Genomic DNA, 16,810 nt, shown 5'->3' with positions numbered 1-16,810 from the left:
AGATCTTAACTGACAAGCATTACGTCACTCTGCGGCGTATGAATACGGCCACACAAAACATTACGCCAGTGACGTTGTAACGGATGATGACGTGTCAGCGCATGATTGCCGATGCTCTCCACCATAAGCTCAACCGCGCGAATCGCATTTTCGGTGACCACTTGTTTGATTTGAGCCGTATGGCTGCTGGTCACCTGACCCCGAACGGCGCTGTTGAGCAGTGTGTGATTGGTGAACAGCAAAGTTTCGACGCGTCCTACTAACTCCTGAAATCGTGGCAAACTGGCTAGCGGCGCGCCGAGATTAGCGGGGATGCGCTGCTGCAAGAAGGTGATAAACCAGTCGCGTGCGCTTTGGGCTATCGCGTCATATAACGAGCCTAACAGCACCGCCATCCACACAGACTCCTCTTCATTTAGGCCTACTTTCGGCGTGCTCCAGGGCGCAACGTTAACCGCGTGATTGAGCGGAATCAACACCTCATCTAACACCACGCGATGGCTACAGGTGCCGCGCATGCCAAGATGATCCCACTCGTCGACGATTTGAATGCCTGGCGCATCGGCGGGCACCAGATAGCCGCCGACCAGAGGATCGGCATCATCGCTACTGGCCCAAACGAGAAACCATCTCAACCCATGGCTGCCGGTGGAGTAAATCTTCTCACCACTGATGCGCCAGCCCTCGGCGGTACGCCGCGCTCGGGTTGCAGGCAAACCGCCGCGCGCTGGCGTACCCAGTTCAGGTTCGACGCGCAGCGCATTGATCAACGCGCCCTGGGTTACCACGCTGTTCGCTACAGCCTCGCGCACACTAATGGGCCAGTCAGATTCCTCGCTCAGCCGCCGCGTGTTGAGATATTGCATGATCAAAATCAGTGCTGCGGAGGGTTCACCGCGCGCTACCGCCTGAATAATCGCCTGGCATTCTCGTAAATCGCCACCGCTACCGCCGGCAGAAGCGGGCAGAGCGAAATGCAATAATCCGTGCTGACGTAAATGCGTGAAAGCCGCACGGGGAAATTCGCCGCTGTGATCGACCTGCTCAGCATGTGCAGCCAATCGTCCGGTAAGGGCTGGCAATATTTCAGCGAGAAAAGGGGTGTTATTTGCCATTGAGAAAACCTTATAAATTTCTGAATAACTTAAGGTTGATTGTTTCCTTATATGGCAAGACTGTAAAAGCAATAAAACCGCTTAACACATGCATAATTGGCATAATTCCGTATCTGGTTGAAGCATTAATTTACGATTACTCTGCCTGCTCCTGAAATGCATTATTACAACACTCACTCATTCATCTGCATATATTATTGGGAGTAAAACATGTCGGATAAATATTTACTTTCACGCCGTCGCTTTCTTGGGTATTCCGCAGCGGCGATGATGGATTCTACTTTGCCGGGACGCAGTTTTGCCGAAGAGCAGATGCATAATATGCCAATGTCCGGCGATCTTTTGCAGGGTGGTGCGGGCAAATGGGCGCTGGCGAAACCCACGCACATTCGTCTCGCGGTCAATCTTAACGCGATATGCCTCGCACCCGTTGTGGTGGCCGACCAACATAATTTCTTTAAAGCGCACAATCTGGAAGTCGAGTTCGTCAATTTCGGCAACTCTACCGAACTGCTGCTGGAGTCCATCGCCACGGGGAAAGCGGAAGCCGCCATCGGCATGGCGTTGCGCTGGTTGAAGGCGCTGGAGCAGGGTTTTGATGTCAAGCTGACCGCAGGCACACACGGTGGGTGCATGCGCTTATTAGCGCGCAATGAGGGTCCCGCTACGCTGGAGCAGCTAAAGGGCAAAACTATCGGCGTCACTGATATGGCGGGCGCGGATAAAAACTTCTTCTCGCTGATGTTAAAAAAACACGGCGTTGACCCGAATACCGATGTGAACTGGCGTGTATTCCCGCAAGATCTGCTGCCGATGGTGCTTGAGAAAGGGGAGATTCAGGCCGCCAGCGGCTCAGATCCGATTATGTGGCGTCTGGCACAGAAACCGGGCTACCGCGAAGTCGGCACCAATTTGATGGATGAATACGCCAACCTGAGTTGCTGCGTGGTCGGCACGCGCGGCAGTCTCATCCGCGAACAGCCGGAGGTGGCTGCCGCAATCACTCACGCGATATTGCAAGCGCATGCCTACGCTGCGCAGCATCCGGAAGCCATCGGCAGTGAGTTTAATGGACAAGCATTGAATACTACACCGCAGGAGATCGCCAGCGTACTGAAAACCCATACCCATGGCCACTATTCGGTGGGTAATGCATTCGTCAAAGAAATCGATGTTTACGCGCGCGATTTGAAAGCCATCAACGTACTAAGACCAGAAACCGATCCGCTGCTGTTCGCAAAGGGTATCACCAGCAATGTGCTGGTGTGAGAGGCCGTCTGACATCAAGCAATTTGTCGAAGCGGGGTAACTTATCGCGCATTCATCGAGCAGCGTAATTGCTGAGGAATGCGCAATAAATGACATTCTAATCAATGAAACTCAGCTAATCAGGCAATCTTCTGCGATGTTTGAATCGCATTCGCCAGCTTAAAGGTCTCAGCTGGCACCTGATGTGCAAACAACTGCGTCGTCAGGTAACTGCTGCCGCCATCTGCCAGCAGCAGTACGATGCGTTTGCCGTGATTTTCCGGTCGCGCTGCCACATGTTCCGCCGCCCATAATACGGCCCCGGAAGAATCACCGACTAACACACCTTCGCTGAGTGCCAGTTGACGCGCCGCCGCATACGCTTGCCAGGTTTCGACAGCGATCACTTCGTCATAAACCCGATGATCTAAATTCGCCGGGATGCGTTCGGGCGGCTGATTGCTAAAGGCGTGCACGCCGGTGATCTCCAGCGGTTCCGGGCGCAATTCGCTGGGCTGTGAACCCACGCCTGGCTCCACAGCGAAGACTTGCAGGCCTGGGTATTGCTGCTTCAGGTAGCGCCCGGTTCCGGACAGCGTACCGCCGGTTCCCACGGCCGCAATAAAGATATCCAGTTTGCCACCGCTGTCGCGCCAGATTTCGGGCCCGGTGGTTTGAACATGCACTGCCGGGTTGGCGGGATTCTCCAGTTGCAGCAGGAAATGCACCTCGGGCTCAGCGGCGGTCACTTTTTCTGCCAGCCATTTGGTGGCGGCGACAAAATCGCCATTGCTGGCTTCATAAAATTCTCTAAATCCGTCAATGGTGCTGAACGGCACCACTTCAGCACCGTAAGCCTGAATCAGTTGCGTGCGTTCGATACTGACAAAATCATTAATATAGACGCGGAATTTATAGCCTTTGGCGGCTGCAATCGCCGCTAATCCAATCCCGGTATTGCCGCTGGTGGTTTCAACCAGGGTGTCACCTGGCTTGATGGTGCCATTGCGCTCTGCGGCTTCGATCATGCTAAGAGCGATGCGATCCTTGACGCTGTGATTGGGATTAAACAACTCCAGCTTGGCGATCAGTTCGGCCTGAATCTCTTGCTGCTGCGTGTAGCGCGAGAGCCGCAGCAGCGGCGTATTACCAATCAGTTCAGTGATCGACGAGGAAATTTTTGCAACCATAGTTCACCTCTGTGGTGGAGTAGCCTGCGTGAGTCGTCATGATTGACGGCCCCTCAGATGTGGTGTGCGTTTCAACCCGATGCGCCATCGGGCACATCGGCCAATCGTTACCATTTCACCGTGCTGCGCTGCCATGAAAGCAGACGGTCGCGGACCAGGAACAGCAGGGAGATCAATGAAGAGAACAGCAGCGCCATCACGATCAACGCGGCATACATATTGGCGTAGGCCGCCCAGCCCTGGGCCCACTGCAGATACCAACCCAGGCCAGATTTCACCCCCATCATTTCAGCGGCAACCAGTACCGAGAACGACGCGCCCAGCCCCATAAATAAGCCGACAAACAGGTGTGGTAGCGCGGCGGGCACGGCTACGCGCAGCACCAGGAACATCGAGTTGGCACCCAACGTGCGCGCCACATCATAAAAACGGGTATCGACGCTGGAAACGCCAGACCAGGTCAGCACGGTGACCGGGAACCAGGTCGCCAGTGCGATGAGAAACACCGCTGCTGAGAAACTGGAAGGGAAAAAATAAAGCGACAGCGGCAGCAATGCCGTGGACGGCACGGGACCGAGGAAGCGCAGAATCGGATGCACCCAATATCCCAACCCGCGTGACCAGCCAATCGCCACGCCGGTGATAAAGCCCACCACGCTGCCGTAGATAAAACCAAAGGCCAGCAGACGCAGCGAATTGAGCACGCTATCCAACAGACGAGGCCAGTCAGTGGCGTAGGCTTCGACCAGTGCGCGCGGCGGTGCAAAGAAGGGGGCGGGCAACAGTGCCAGTTTCCCGGTCACGATTTCCCACACGCCAATAAGCAACGCCAGCACAATCAACCACGGGCCGCTGCGTTTTAACGGTGTCAGCAGCGTCAGGCGCGGAAATACGCCTGATGCAATCGCCAGCACGGTGAGCAACAGCGCAATGCCGGCAAACAGTTCATGGGTTTGATCGACAAAGCGCGGGGCAGCAAAACCCTGCGGCTTATCCGGTACCGCCACCATCAGCGCCACTAACGCCCACCACAGTAACAGCGCGCCCCAGACGGCGGGTTGCAGGCGGCGCGGTGCGGCGCGGTGTTGGGCAATAGTGAGGGTTTCACTGGCCATGATTCTCTCCTTAACTCGACATGTTGCTCATGTGTGCCATGTTACTGGCGTGCTGATGGACGGATTCGGCAGGCAACAGTTGCGGCACATAGTGCTCGGCAAACTGCTTCGCATCGGTATCCGGGCGAATCACATTGATCTTTTTCAGTTCCTCAACATAGGTCGCGACTTCACTGCGCAACTGGGCACCGGTGGAGTGATGGTGATGGGTGTGCTCTTTGAGCATCGCGGTGATGTCATCTACTGGCACCGACCCCGGCACAAAGGGCTGGAATATTTTGGCGGTTTCGGCGGGATGATCGGCAGTCCACTGCTGTGCATCAACAATAGCTTGAGTGATAGCGCGAGCGGTCGCCGGATCGTCACGCACCAGCGAACCACGCAGACCTAGCACACAGCAGGTCATGCTGGCGTATTCACCTTTCAGGTTGTTGTCGACTTCCAACAGGTTATGTTGTTTTTTCAGCAGCCAGCCCTGTGGATCATCCGTTGCCAGTGCCTGGACTTCACCTTTGCGCAGTGCCTCACCAAACAGGTCGGGTGGATATTGCAGCCAGTTGACCTGTTTATCCGGATCGATGCCCTGTTTTGCTAATTGCACAGCGAAGAAGTTGCGAATCGGACTGGCCTGATCGCTGACCGCGACGGATTTACCCACCAGATCTTTCACATCGCGAATGCCGCTGTTCTGCGGTGTCAGTAACCGCATGCAGCCACCGTGTGTGCCGACAGTCAGGTCCACGTCAAAGCCTTGTTCCAGTGGTTTCAACCAGCGCAACGCCATACCAATGCCGCCATCGGCCTGCCCGGTAGCGATCGCCTGCAGCAGCGCATCGGTCGGGCCACTGAAGTTAACCGGTTCGACATTAAGACCATATTTTTTAAAGAAACCCTGTTTCAGGGCAACGGAGATCGGTGCCTGACACACCGCCGTTTGCCCCCACGCCAGTTTGATGGTTTTAAGCGGTTTGTCGTCAGCGAAAACAGGGCTGCTCAACAATGGATTCACCGCGATACCCGCGCTGAATAAACCCAGACCGCGCAATAATGCGCGCCGGCTCAGAAAGTAATTTTGCATTGCCATTTTGCTTTCCTTGTCATTAAAGATCAGGGGCACTATCGCTTAACGATTTCCTGCCACCAAATAACAATCCCGCATGAGGTCATGCAGTTTTTCTTTATGAAAAATGACGGATAGGTTTGCCGAAATGGCTATTTCAATGAGGCGAGAGAGCCGCTTATGGTTATTTTCTGATAACAATCGGCTCATTATTATTTTAGCGGGAGTGAAATATGGCCATGAACTCTGCGGGCGTGAATATTGCCATTGAAAAAGTGAATCACCATTTCACGCTTGAAGGCAGTGATTTACCCGTGCTGGAGAATATCAATTTACAGGTGAAAGCCGGCGAGTTTGTTGCGCTATTAGGCCCATCCGGTTGCGGTAAATCGACTTTATTGCGCTTACTCGCCGGGCTGGAACCTCCTGCCAGCGGTTTGCTGGCGGAAGAGGGCAAAGCCATCACCGCCCCCGATCCATCCCGCGTGGTGGTGTTTCAGGATCCCACGCTCTATCCGTGGCGCACGGTGTATGACAACGTAGGCCTCGGCTTGCAAATTCGCGGCGAAAACAGAGCCGTTAGAGCGCAGAGGATTAACGCGATGTTGGATCGTGTCGGCCTGAAGGATTTCGCCCGTGCCTGGCCGCATCAGCTGTCAGGCGGGATGGCCCAGCGAGCAGCGTTGGCACGCGCACTGGTGAATGTGCCACGTCTGCTCATTCTTGATGAGCCACTGGGCAAACTCGATTCTCTCACGCGGTTACGCATGCAGCAGGAAATCGTTGATCTGTGGCAGGAGCAGCAGTTCACCACGTTGATGGTCACCCATGACGTTGAGGAGGCGCTGGTGATGGCCAATCGGGTGGTGGTGTTCAGCCCGCGTCCGGCCAGAGTGGTGGATGTGATTGAGGTGGATCTGCCCTGGCCGCGCCGCCGCGATGACCCACAGCTTGTGGCGTTACGCAGCCGAATTTTGGATTTATTGGGCACCGATCGCGCCGCCGCTTAAATGGCAATGGAAAACAGCAGTTCACGCAACCAGCGGTACCCGGCATCGCGGTGCGTACGCTCATGCCAGACAACGATTTTGCTAAAACCCTGAATAGTTAACGGCGGCGGCAGGATTTTCAGACCGGGTAGATCGCGCGTCAAGCGACGAGGCACCACGCTGATTAAATCACTGACGCGCAAGATTTCCGGCAGGACCAGAAAACTGCACACCGAGAGCGTCACGCGTCGCGACCGGCCTGTTAATGCCAGCGCCTCATCGGTGACACCCTGAAATCGCCCTCCTGTATAGGAGACTAACGCATGATCCTGGGCGCAAAAGCTATCAAGCGTCAGGGCATCAGGCTGAGCAAGGGGATGGTCTTCACGCATCAGGCACACATACTCTTCCTGATAAAGTGGCCTGGCGTGCAGGTCGACGGGCGCAGTATCCGGTGTAATCAGCGCCATATCGATGTCTCCGCGTTCAAACTGCAGGGATAACTGTTCATTGTTGACCGGCAGCACCGCGACGCGAATGCCTGGTGCTTGTACACGTAGTGCCGCCATAAAAGGCACCACCACGGCACGTAAAGCGTAATCCGTGGCGGCAATCTTCACCGTCATCTCAGCGACAGCGGGTTCAAATGCCTTGGGCTGCAATAATTCACTGACTTCAGCCAGAATGGATTTCACTGGCTGCGCCAGTTCTAACGCCCGCAATGTTGGAATGATGCCGCGCTGAGTGCGTGTAAAAAGAGGATCATCGAAACACTCGCGCAGGCGCGTCAGCATCCCGCTGACGGCAGGTTGCGTGAGTGACAGTCGCTCAGCCGCGCGTGTCACACTGCGTTCATCCAGCAGGGCGTCGAGTGCCTTCAGCAAATTAAGATCCAGATTACGTATATCGGTTTTCATAAGCCCCGGTAGTGACAGGCAAAAGTGAATTTATGCTGAAAACGGCGTTGCGTGTTATCCCTCCAGCAGCAACTGGCAAAGCGCTTTACCAACCTCGGAAGCTGACTGCGGGTTCTGACCAGTAATCAGTACGCCATCGGTTACCACGTTGCATTGCCAGTTTTCAGCCGCTTGATGTCGTGCCCCGCGTGCTTTTAGCGTAGTTTCCAACATAAAAGGGACAGCTTCCGCCAAACCTACTTCCATTTCTTCTGTGTCGGTAAAAGCCGCAACACGTTTACCTTTCACCAGATACTGCCCATTGCTGAGTTTCACGTTGACCAGTGCGGCGGGACCATGACAAACGGCAGCGATGGGCTTATTGCACGCAAACATGTCACGGATCAGTGTTTTAACCGCAGCATCATCCGGGAAGTCCCACATAGTTCCATGCCCACCGACAAACAGTACAGCACTGTAATCATCACTTTTGGCTGCGGCCAGCGATAAGGTGTGATTGAGTTGCTGCTGGAAATTGCCATCCTGCCAGTATCGTTGATTAATTTCATCATCCCCGATGCCATAGACAGGTGGTTTTCCGCCTTTAATGGAAGCAAAGGCGACCGGCACGCCTGCCTGAGTCAGCACATGGAGGGGATGCGTTAATTCCGGCAAGTAAAAACCTGAAATTTCATGTCCGTTCACAATGCCGCGATAGCTGGTAAGTACCATTAGCACCGGTTTAATCAATGGGGTCTGGCTATTTGCCATTTCATATCCTTAAGATTTAAAAAATGAAGTTATGCGCCATTGCTCAATTTTTGACGGGTTCCGCGCCCCGTCAGATTAGCGGATGTACCTATAATGAAAACATGCGTTCACTTATGAAGGTGATAAATTATCGTTATAGCCAGCGCGAGCTATCATATTTCAGATATCAATAATTTTAATATCAAAAATAATGAAAGGCGATTGGTGTTATTTCTCCAGCAGACAGATACTTCATCTGTCCCTTATCACTTTTGAGAAATAACCAATGAAAATGAACGCGATTAACTGGCCGGAAGGCTTTGTTCCGGGATTTGCCGATAACTACTGTTCCAACGAAGTCATTGTTGCAGGCTTAAGCACCCAAGATATCTGGCCGTTGCTGAATACTCCCTCACTGTGGCCGACTTATTATCAGAACTCGGCTAACGCCCGTTTCTATGACAATAAAGGCCCAGAACTGGAACAGGGCGTGCGTTTCTACTTCGAAACGTTTGGCTTCCCCGTTGAAGCTCAGGTCACAGAATATGTCGCGCCTGTTGCAGGTGAAGCGGCCCGTGTTTCCTGGCACGGATGGGCGGGCGAAGTCGGCAGCGATGAACGCCTGGACGTATTGCACGCCTGGCTTATTGAAGATCTCCCTGATAACCGCGTGCGCATCCTGACACAAGAGACGCAAAACGGTAAGCCTGCTGTGGAGTTGGCGAATGCCAAACCTAATCCAATGATTAACGGTCACCAGGATTGGCTGGATGGGCTAGTCGCTGCGGCTAAAGCCCGTCAGTAAAGGTTACATCTGGGCTTCCAACCAACGTAGTGCCTGTTGTGCCCGCGCAGAAAGAGGCCATTCCGCGCGGTGAATCAGCCAGATGGAATCCACTAAGGCGTTACCTGCCTCGATCACCTGAATACCCTCCTGAAGGTGAAACGCCAGACGGGCAAAACGCGGCAATACGGTAAATCCCAATCCTCGCGCGACAGGTTCGAGAATCAAGCTGATCTGATTACTGAAGCCGCGCTGTGGCAGGTTGCGCACGCCTGGATTACCGGGAAAGCGTCGGCTCAGCAGACGCGTCGCCATCGCCTGACCATCTGGATGATCGATAAAGCCCAGGGCTTCAAGATCTTCCCATGTTGTCGCGGCTGCGCCTGCTGGCACAACCAGCTCTAGAGGTTCTTCTGTAAATTTCTGTGCCACCAGACGTTTGTCATCGGGCTTTTGCGTCATCAGGCCCATCTCAAACCGGTTATGCAGCACGGCATCCATCACTTCGCTATCCGGTGCAAAACGGTGACGAATGGTTAAGTCAGGATGGTGTTGCTGCAAAGCGAGGAGCAGGGGATAAAGACGCAACCCGATACTGCCGGGGGAGATAAGACTGACTTCCCCGCAGGTCACGTCGCCTTCACTGAGTCGCAGTGCCAGGTGACGCTGGGCACGATCTACCTGCTGGCAATAATCCAGCAGGGCCCGACCGGCGGGTGTCAGTTCTAACGGACGCTTACTGCGCAGGATCAGCGGGCCGAGTTGATGCTCAAGATGGCGAATATGTTGGCTGACGGCCGCTTGTGTGATGCCCAGCCGTTCAGCGGTGGCCGTGAAGCTGCTCACTTCCGCCAGTGTGGCAAAAGATTTTAGCCATTGTGGATTTAGCATAATGAAATTTTATAATTTCCATAATCGAATCATTGTTTTCATTATACCTATAGCATCGTAGCCTGTGGATCTTTTCATCAAAGGAGATGAGCGATGAGTACTCCCTATCCACGTACGTTTTCACACATTGGTCTGTCAGTGACCGATCTTGATGCCGCTGTAAAATTTTATACTGAGGTCATGGGTTGGTACCTGATTATGCCACCGACTGAGATTCAGGAGGATGAATCCGCCATCGGTGTGATGTGCAGTGATGTATTTGGCGGCGGCTGGGAAAAATTCCGCATAGCCCACCTCTCAACGGGTGATCGCGTAGGTGTCGAAATTTTTGAGTTTAAAGCCGCTGAAAAACCAGAAAATAACTTTGAATACTGGAAAACCGGTGTCTTCCACTTCTGCGTGCAGGATCCCGATGTTGAAGGGTTAGCCGAGAAAATCGTGGCCGCTGGCGGAAAACAGCGTATGCCGGTGCGTGAATACTTCCCTGGCGAGAAACCGTATCGCATGTTGTATATGGAAGATCCGTTTGGCAACATCATTGAAATTTACAGCCACAGTTATGAGTTGACGTATTCGGCAGGTGCCTATGTCTGATCAGATGTTCTCCATTCCTGCTGACTGGCGTGGTTGGGTCTGGCACGGAGGTCATTCCCCGCTGGATCTACAGGAACGTTATCTCAGCGCCACGCCACCGCAGGCGGGAGAAATTCTGGTGCAGAACGCGGCGATTGGGCTTAATCCGGTCGACTGGAAAGTGCTCAGCACACAGCTCGAACAAGTGCCGGGTGTTGATGGTGCGGGGACGGTGGTGGCGATAGGGCCAGAGGTGGAGAAAAGCCTGCTCGGCAGACGTGTGGCTTATCACCAAAACTTACAGCGTAACGGTAGCTTTGCTGAGTACACCGTGCTGGCTGCAAAGGTTGTCATGCGGATCCCCGACGATATTGATTTTGCGACGGCCGCCGCCTTCCCTTGTCCAGCATTGACTGCCTGGCAGGCCATTGAAAAAATTCCTGCTCAGTCCGGCGCGCCGCTGTTGATTGCTGGTGCGGGCGGTTCTGTTGGTCATTATCTGGTGCAACTGGCACAGGCGCGGGGTTTTGATATCACAACTTTGAGTAGTGAACGCCACTGGTCGCGCTTGCATGCACTGGGTGCAAAACGATGCCTGAACGATAGCCAACTCACGACAGAAGCGGCACATCGTCGTTATTTCGCCGTGATTGACGCGGTGGGGCCAGAACATGCTGCACAGCTAGCAGATACTCTGCTGGCTAATGGGCACTTAGTCTGCATTCAGGGGCGTGTCACGGAGTGGCCATGTGCCGCATTTGGTCGCGCGCTCTCACTGCACGAAGTGGCTCTTGGCGCTCTGCATCAAATGGGTAATGCTCAGCAATGGCATGCAATCACGCAACAAGGAGAGCGCATGCTGGCGCAGATTGCCTCCGGGAGTTTGCAAAGCGAGTTACTGCTGCATTTTCCTTACGATCAACTGCCTGCACAGTTACGAGCATTACAGCATCGTAATTTCAGTGGCAAGCAGGTCATTTTGCTTAAATTACATTAAGGGATTGTCATGGGACTGTTTTTACCTTTTAGCCTGAAAGACATCACGCTGCGCAATCGCATCGCGGTTCCGCCGATGTGCCAGTACAGTGCCGTGGACGGTGTTAGTAACGAATGGCACCGTGTGCATTACAACAGTCTGGCTCGCGGCGGTGCGGGGCTGGTGATTGTCGAAGCAACAGCGGTGTCACCAGAAGGGCGCATTACACCGGCTTGTCTCGGCATCTGGAATGACGCTCAGGCGGAAAAACTCGGACAGATTGCGCGCGAAATCAAAGCCAGTGGTGCAGTGCCGGGCATTCAAATTGGACACGCTGGGCGCAAAGCCAGCGCAAATAAACCTTGGGAAGGTGATGACCATATTCCTGCGGGTGATACGGCAGCCTGGGAAACTCTCTCTCCTTCTGCCGTGGCTTTTGGTGCCAATTTGCCGCGTTTGCCGAAGGCCATGACGCTTGATGATATTAAACGTGTACGCGAAGATTTTGTGCGTGCTGCGCAGCGCGCCCGCGATGCCGGATTCGAGTGGCTGGAATTGCATTTTGCTCATGGTTATCTGGCGCAGAGTTTCTTCTCGGTCCACGCCAACCAGCGTACTGATGAATACGGCGGTGACGCCGCTGGGCGCAGCCGTTTCCTGCGCGAAACCTTTGATGCGGTGCGTGAAGTGTGGCCAGAAAATCTGCCGTTGACCGCGCGTTTTGGCGTGCTGGAGTTTGATGGGCGGGATGAAGAGACGTTGCAGGAAGCGATTACGCTCACCAGGCAGTGGCGTGATAATGGCCTCGATTTGCTGAGCGTGAGCATGGGCTTCTCAACCCCGGATGCCAACATCCCGTGGGGCACGGCATTCCTGGCACCCATTGCCGAACGTGTGCGCCGCGAAGCGAACATTCCGGTGACGTCAGCTTGGGGTATTGATGCTCCTGCCATTGCAAATGAGACCATTGAGAAAGGCCAATTGGATCTGGTAATGGTGGGACGCGCGCACCTGAAAAACCCGCACTGGAGTTATCAGGCCGCGCTGGTACTGGACAAGACCGAACCTTCCTGGGTGCTGCCTGCGCCTTACGCACATTGGCTGGAACGCTATCGGGTCAGTGGGGATTGAGTGACCAGACCTGCCAGTTGCGGCAGGTCTATTCTTAGCTTTTTGCGAAAATCCACAGATCCTCTTTGGGCAGTGAGACGCGGAAGCGCTGATTGCCGCGGAACTCCTTGCCATACGCGCGCAGCGCAAAATCATCCCCTTCGGTACGGAACAGGTATTCCCAGCGGTCACCTAAATACATGCTGGTGAGCAGGGGCAATTCCAGCGCGTTGTCATCCGTGGTGTCAGCCACATTCATACGCTCGACACGTATCACCGCTGTGCCTTCCTGCCCAACACGCACCTCGCCGCTCGGCTTACCCCATAGCGCCCATTTCGCTCCGGCAATGCGCGCCCGTCCGCCTTCAACGTGGGTAATTTTGCCGTGCAGGCGATTGTTGCTACCCATAAACTCTGCGGCAAACAGTGTAGAAGGCTGGCTGTACATCTCCTGCGGTGTGCCTTGCTGTTCAATCACGCCATTGTTGAGCAGCAGAATGCGGTCAGAGATCGCCATGGCTTCATTTTGGTCGTGCGTCACCATCAAGGCAGATAATCCGAGTCGAATAATCAACTCGCGTAAGAACACGCGTGCCTCTTCACGCAATTTGGCATCCAGGTTGGAGAGCGGCTCATCCAGCAAAATAACGGGCGGGTTATAGACCAGCGCACGACCAATCGCCACACGCTGCTGCTGACCGCCGGAAAGCTGATGCGGATGGCGTTTGCCAAGATGCCCGAGACCCAGTTGATCCAACACCGCCTGAACGCGTTGATTAATCTCTGCTGTGGCCACTTTGCGCAACTTGAGCGGGTAGGCCACGTTCTCAAACACGGTTTTGTGCGGCCACAGCGCGTAGGACTGAAAAACCAGGCCGAGATTACGCTCTTCAGCTGGGATTTCACTTTTCGGCGTGCCGTCAAACACCACATTTTTGCCGATAGTGATACGCCCCTGTGACGGTTTTTCCAGACCCGCCACGGCGCGCAATAAGGTGGTTTTGCCGCTGCCTGACGGTCCCAGCAGTGAAACCACCTCGCCTTTTTTCAACTGCATTGATACGCCTTTCAACACCGGATTATCGCCGTACATCAGATGCAAGTTATCTACCGATAATTCAATCATGTAATTTCACTCCAAAGCGTAAAGCGATGCCGAGGCCGACCACCACCAGCACGATATTAATCAGGGAGAGCGCAGCCACGATATCAATGGCACCCGCAGACCACAGTGAAACCAGCATTGAACCGATGGTTTCGGTGCCGGGTGACAGCAGATAAACGCCCGTTGAATATTCGCGCTCAAATATCAGGAACATCAGCAGCCACGAGCCTATCAGGCCATGACGTGATAGCGGCACGGTCACATGGCGCGTGGTCTGTCCCGGGGTGGCGCCCACACTGCGCGCGGCCTCTTCCAGTTCCGGGCCGACCTGCAACAGCGTTGATGAAATCAGACGTAAGCAGTAAGCCATCCACACCACGGTGTAGGCCAGCCAGACGCTAAAGATGGTTTGACGCAACGAACGGAGCCAAACGATAAAGTTCTCGCGCAGCCAGTCGGCAACCGGCAGGCTTGAGAGCCAACCATTTTTCAGTGATTGATCCAGCCACATCGGGATGAACAGGAATACCCAGAGAAAAGCCAGACCGGCTAACAGCCCCGGTACGGCGCGTGGTACCAGCACGCTGTAATCCAGGAAGCGCGTAACCTGATCCTGTTTACGGTGCATCGCGATACCTACAAACAGATAACAGATCACCGCAATCGCGCCACCAATGACGCCAATCAGCATCGAGTTGACGATGGCACGCAACAGATTGGGTTGATCCCAGATACTGCGGAAGGTCGCGATGGATATTTCATCCCACAGTGAGACGCCGACACCCCAGTGAGAGATGAATGCGCGCATCACCACACCCAGAAGCGGCACGCCGATGGTGACGGTGAGCCATGTCAACACCACCGCACCGGCAATCCAGCGCCATTTACCCAACGGGAGGGCGCGGGCTTGTGAGGCTTTGCCTTTCATGGTGACAAAACGGTTGGCGGTGCGCATCAGCCAGCGCTGTAGCATCACCAGCGGCACGGTGAAGCAGATCAGCACCACGGCGACAGCGGCCATCAGGTGGTAAGACGGGGTGCCGAGCTTGTTGGTCAGCTTATACAGGTAGGTGGCGAGCACCATGTTGCCTTCCGGATCGCCCAACACCAGCATCAGGCCGAATACTTCCAGTCCCAGAAAGAACAGCAGCACGCAGGCATACAGAATCGAAGGGCGCACCATCGGCAGGCTGACCGAAGTCATCACCTGCAAGGGTGAGGCACCCACGGTTCGCGCCGCTTCTTCCACATCTGAGCTCACGCTGCGCAGTGCCGATGAAATATAGAGATAGGCATGCGGCACATGTGTCAGTCCCGCGATCACCACAATGCTGGTCATCGAATAGATGTTCCACGGCACCACGCCAAACAGCTGATTCGCCCACTGAGACAAGAAACCCACTGGCCCGGCGGCAACCACATAGCCAAAGGCCAGCACCATCGGTGAAACAAATATCGGGACCAGAATCAATGGCTCAATCAGGCGGCGCCCTGGCAGGTTGGTTCTGACCATCAGGAAAGCCAGAATACCGCCGAGCGGAATGGCAATGATCACCAGACCAAACGCCAGAATAAAGCCAGACTCCAGCGCCTTATAAAAATCAGGATCCGAGAAAATAAACTCAAATGAACCGAACGTCAGCGCTTTCTTTTTGGCAAAGAAGGGCGCCGAAAGAAAACTCTGTACCACAATAAACATCAGCGGCACGTAAATAACCAATGCGGTGATCAGAACAATCAATGCACGTGGCAAACGTTGCCACTTTTTCAGTAACCTGGTCATATGCCAACCCTGTCAAACACCGGACGCGAGAGGAAAGTTATGCGCCATTGCTGGCGCATAACATCGGGATCGTTATTTCCCTGCAGCGGTGCGCCACTGTTTAATAAATTCCAGGCGCTTCGCCGGTTCCAGATATTCCAGCAGTGATTCGTCTACAGGAATCGGCTTCAGGGCATCACCCAGCATTTTGGTCATACCATCGATATCGTTTTTACCTTCGATATCATTACGCAGTGAAGGGATGTCCGCCTGATTCGCCAGGATGCTTTGCCCTTTTTCTGACAACACGTAGTCCAGCCACAATTTGGCCGCGTTCTCATGCTCACCGTCTTCAGTGATAAACGAGACGCGTGATAACACCAGAATGTAATCTTTTGGATAGGCGATGCCCAACGCCGGATCGTTCTTAGCCCGTGCTTCGGCATAGGAACCGAGAATGTTATAGCCAATCAGGTTTTCACCCGATGATACGCGCTCCATCATGGTGCCAGTAGAAGACTGTACGGTCAGGCCACCTTTCGCCATACCTGCCAGGTTTTCTTTATATTGCGGATCCACTTTGCTGTCCTGAACCGTCAACATGAAACCTAATCCCGATTTTTCAATATCGTAGGTGGTCACTTTGTTTTTAAATTTAGCCGGATCGGCTGCAATCATTTTTGCCAGCGCCGTGTGAGAGTCAGGCGCGGTGTCTTTCGGGATGAGTTTGTTGTTGTAAATAAACACCACCGGTTCGTAGGTCGTGCCGTAGGCTTTATTTTGCCACACCGCCCACTTTGGAATTTTACTCTGCTCAGGAGAGGCATATTCCGCAGCGTAGTCGGTGGCCAGCTTCAACGCGGTATCCATGGATGAACTCCACACCACATCGCCGCTGCCGCTGCCGGAGGCCTGTTCACTGATGTAACGGTTGTAGAGTTCGGTGCTGTTCATGTCGTTATATTCAACTTTGATGCCCGGATAGAGCGACTCAAAGCCTTTAATCAACGGGCCAGCAGCCTTAGTGTCAGTGGTTGAATACACCACCACTTTTCCCTCTTTTGTCGCCGCATCAATGACTTTCTGATAATCAGCGGGATAACCAGCAGGCACAGCGGCGATCGCAGAAAAGGAGAGCCCAGCCATGACAGAGGTTGTTAAAAAACGCAGTGAGGTTTTCATACAGATCCTTTTGGTTACATTTGTTACAAGAATTTAACAGTAACCCATTGCGACCCCGATGCAA

16 protein-coding genes are annotated in these 16,810 nt (G+C 54.0%); 6 read left to right on the top strand and 10 right to left on the bottom strand.

The genetic code is table 11. From position 1 onward, the window contains the following. Positions 1–5 precede the first annotated feature (5 nt). Complete coding sequence (locus VI01_RS13005; protein WP_045815469.1) at positions 6–1,115, bottom strand: acyl-CoA dehydrogenase family protein; 1,110 nt, start codon at positions 1,113–1,115, stop codon at positions 6–8. 210 nt (positions 1,116–1,325) lie between these two features. On the opposite strand from VI01_RS13005, the gene VI01_RS13000 reads away from it, so the two are divergent. Next, entirely contained in the window at positions 1,326–2,384 is a 1,059-nt protein-coding gene (locus tag VI01_RS13000; RefSeq protein WP_045815468.1) for an ABC transporter substrate-binding protein, read from the top strand. Positions 2,385–2,503: 119 nt separating this feature from the next. On the opposite strand, the gene VI01_RS12995 is transcribed toward VI01_RS13000, so the two are convergent. The 3 genes from VI01_RS12995 to VI01_RS12985 form a co-directional block, all read right to left on the bottom strand. Continuing rightward, entirely contained in the window at positions 2,504–3,553 is a 1,050-nt protein-coding gene (locus tag VI01_RS12995) for a PLP-dependent cysteine synthase family protein (RefSeq protein ID WP_045815467.1), read from the bottom strand. A gap of 107 nt (positions 3,554–3,660) precedes the next feature. After that, positions 3,661–4,668 carry an ABC transporter permease gene (locus VI01_RS12990; protein ID WP_156149357.1) on the bottom strand — a complete coding sequence of 336 codons (1,008 nt, stop codon included), beginning with the start codon at positions 4,666–4,668 and terminating at the stop codon, positions 3,661–3,663. A 10-nt stretch (positions 4,669–4,678) separates the two neighbouring features. Next, entirely contained in the window at positions 4,679–5,752 is a 1,074-nt protein-coding gene (locus VI01_RS12985) for an ABC transporter substrate-binding protein (RefSeq protein WP_052697005.1), read from the bottom strand. Positions 5,753–5,961: 209 nt separating this feature from the next. Here VI01_RS12985 and VI01_RS12980 point away from each other — a divergent pair, with 209 nt between their 5' ends. Next, a complete protein-coding gene (locus VI01_RS12980) occupies positions 5,962–6,738 on the top strand; it encodes an ABC transporter ATP-binding protein (protein WP_045815465.1) in 777 nt (258 codons plus the stop codon). Here the strand turns inward: VI01_RS12980 and VI01_RS12975 are convergent. Continuing rightward, the gene (locus tag VI01_RS12975) at positions 6,735–7,634 is read right to left on the bottom strand and encodes a LysR family transcriptional regulator (RefSeq protein ID WP_045815464.1); all 900 of its coding nucleotides are present in this window, start codon (positions 7,632–7,634) and stop codon (positions 6,735–6,737) included. The genes VI01_RS12980 and VI01_RS12975 overlap by 4 nt on opposite strands. A 54-nt stretch (positions 7,635–7,688) precedes the next feature. Further along, on the bottom strand, positions 7,689–8,384 hold the full coding sequence (locus tag VI01_RS12970; RefSeq protein WP_045815463.1) for a type 1 glutamine amidotransferase domain-containing protein: 696 nt from the start codon (positions 8,382–8,384) through the stop codon (positions 7,689–7,691). 271 nt (positions 8,385–8,655) lie between these two features. Here VI01_RS12970 and VI01_RS12965 point away from each other — a divergent pair, with 271 nt between their 5' ends. Continuing rightward, positions 8,656–9,168 (top strand): polyketide cyclase, encoded by a 513-nt coding sequence (locus tag VI01_RS12965; RefSeq protein WP_045815482.1) that lies wholly within the window; start codon positions 8,656–8,658, stop codon positions 9,166–9,168. Between the two features lie 3 nt (positions 9,169–9,171). Here VI01_RS12965 and VI01_RS12960 read toward each other — a convergent pair whose 3' ends face one another. Then, positions 9,172–10,038 (bottom strand): LysR family transcriptional regulator, encoded by an 867-nt coding sequence (locus VI01_RS12960; protein ID WP_045815462.1) that lies wholly within the window; start codon positions 10,036–10,038, stop codon positions 9,172–9,174. A gap of 93 nt (positions 10,039–10,131) precedes the next feature. On the opposite strand from VI01_RS12960, the gene VI01_RS12955 reads away from it, so the two are divergent. Genes VI01_RS12955 through VI01_RS12945 form a run of 3 tightly spaced genes read left to right on the top strand, consistent with a single transcriptional unit; the run spans position 10,132 to position 12,718 of the window. Continuing rightward, positions 10,132–10,632, top strand: a complete 501-nt coding sequence (locus tag VI01_RS12955) for a lactoylglutathione lyase family protein (protein ID WP_045815461.1) — start codon at positions 10,132–10,134, stop codon at positions 10,630–10,632. Then, the gene (locus VI01_RS12950; protein WP_045815460.1) at positions 10,625–11,608 is read left to right on the top strand and encodes a zinc-binding dehydrogenase; all 984 of its coding nucleotides are present in this window, start codon (positions 10,625–10,627) and stop codon (positions 11,606–11,608) included. Before VI01_RS12955 ends, VI01_RS12950 begins: the two co-directional genes overlap by 8 nt. A gap of 9 nt (positions 11,609–11,617) precedes the next feature. Further along, positions 11,618–12,718 carry an NADH:flavin oxidoreductase/NADH oxidase gene (locus VI01_RS12945; protein WP_045815459.1) on the top strand — a complete coding sequence of 367 codons (1,101 nt, stop codon included), beginning with the start codon at positions 11,618–11,620 and terminating at the stop codon, positions 12,716–12,718. A gap of 34 nt (positions 12,719–12,752) precedes the next feature. On the opposite strand, the gene VI01_RS12940 is transcribed toward VI01_RS12945, so the two are convergent. From VI01_RS12940 to VI01_RS12930, 3 genes are all read right to left on the bottom strand, one after another. After that, positions 12,753–13,823, bottom strand: a complete 1,071-nt coding sequence (locus VI01_RS12940; protein ID WP_045815458.1) for an ABC transporter ATP-binding protein — start codon at positions 13,821–13,823, stop codon at positions 12,753–12,755. Beyond that, the gene (locus VI01_RS12935) at positions 13,816–15,585 is read right to left on the bottom strand and encodes an iron ABC transporter permease (protein ID WP_045815457.1); all 1,770 of its coding nucleotides are present in this window, start codon (positions 15,583–15,585) and stop codon (positions 13,816–13,818) included. The genes VI01_RS12940 and VI01_RS12935 overlap by 8 nt, the downstream gene beginning before the upstream one ends. Before the next feature lie 72 nt (positions 15,586–15,657). After that, the gene (locus tag VI01_RS12930; protein WP_045815456.1) at positions 15,658–16,746 is read right to left on the bottom strand and encodes an ABC transporter substrate-binding protein; all 1,089 of its coding nucleotides are present in this window, start codon (positions 16,744–16,746) and stop codon (positions 15,658–15,660) included. Positions 16,747–16,810: the final 64 nt, after the last annotated feature.

The sequence above is a fragment of the Pantoea sp. SM3 genome, from assembly GCF_000963995.1.
Lineage (GTDB): Bacteria > Pseudomonadota > Gammaproteobacteria > Enterobacterales > Enterobacteriaceae > Pantoea > Pantoea rwandensis_B.
This window is presented reverse-complemented; position numbering and strand designations above follow the sequence as displayed.

Excerpts from the sequence above, each read along its gene's own strand:
- VI01_RS13005 (WP_045815469.1), bottom strand. The coding sequence starts at position 1,115 with ATGGCAAATAACACCCCTTTTCTCGCTGAAATATTGCCAGCCCTTACC.
- VI01_RS13000 (WP_045815468.1), top strand. The coding sequence starts at position 1,326 with ATGTCGGATAAATATTTACTTTCACGCCGTCGCTTTCTTGGGTATTCC.
- VI01_RS12995 (WP_045815467.1), bottom strand. The coding sequence starts at position 3,553 with ATGGTTGCAAAAATTTCCTCGTCGATCACTGAACTGATTGGTAATACG.
- VI01_RS12990 (WP_156149357.1), bottom strand. The coding sequence starts at position 4,668 with ATGGCCAGTGAAACCCTCACTATTGCCCAACACCGCGCCGCACCGCGC.
- VI01_RS12985 (WP_052697005.1), bottom strand. The coding sequence starts at position 5,752 with ATGGCAATGCAAAATTACTTTCTGAGCCGGCGCGCATTATTGCGCGGT.
- VI01_RS12980 (WP_045815465.1), top strand. The coding sequence starts at position 5,962 with ATGGCCATGAACTCTGCGGGCGTGAATATTGCCATTGAAAAAGTGAAT.
- VI01_RS12975 (WP_045815464.1), bottom strand. The coding sequence starts at position 7,634 with ATGAAAACCGATATACGTAATCTGGATCTTAATTTGCTGAAGGCACTC.
- VI01_RS12970 (WP_045815463.1), bottom strand. The coding sequence starts at position 8,384 with ATGGCAAATAGCCAGACCCCATTGATTAAACCGGTGCTAATGGTACTT.
- VI01_RS12965 (WP_045815482.1), top strand. The coding sequence starts at position 8,656 with ATGAACGCGATTAACTGGCCGGAAGGCTTTGTTCCGGGATTTGCCGAT.
- VI01_RS12960 (WP_045815462.1), bottom strand. The coding sequence starts at position 10,038 with ATGCTAAATCCACAATGGCTAAAATCTTTTGCCACACTGGCGGAAGTG.
- VI01_RS12955 (WP_045815461.1), top strand. The coding sequence starts at position 10,132 with ATGAGTACTCCCTATCCACGTACGTTTTCACACATTGGTCTGTCAGTG.
- VI01_RS12950 (WP_045815460.1), top strand. The coding sequence starts at position 10,625 with ATGTCTGATCAGATGTTCTCCATTCCTGCTGACTGGCGTGGTTGGGTC.
- VI01_RS12945 (WP_045815459.1), top strand. The coding sequence starts at position 11,618 with ATGGGACTGTTTTTACCTTTTAGCCTGAAAGACATCACGCTGCGCAAT.
- VI01_RS12940 (WP_045815458.1), bottom strand. The coding sequence starts at position 13,823 with ATGATTGAATTATCGGTAGATAACTTGCATCTGATGTACGGCGATAAT.
- VI01_RS12935 (WP_045815457.1), bottom strand. The coding sequence starts at position 15,585 with ATGACCAGGTTACTGAAAAAGTGGCAACGTTTGCCACGTGCATTGATT.
- VI01_RS12930 (WP_045815456.1), bottom strand. The coding sequence starts at position 16,746 with ATGAAAACCTCACTGCGTTTTTTAACAACCTCTGTCATGGCTGGGCTC.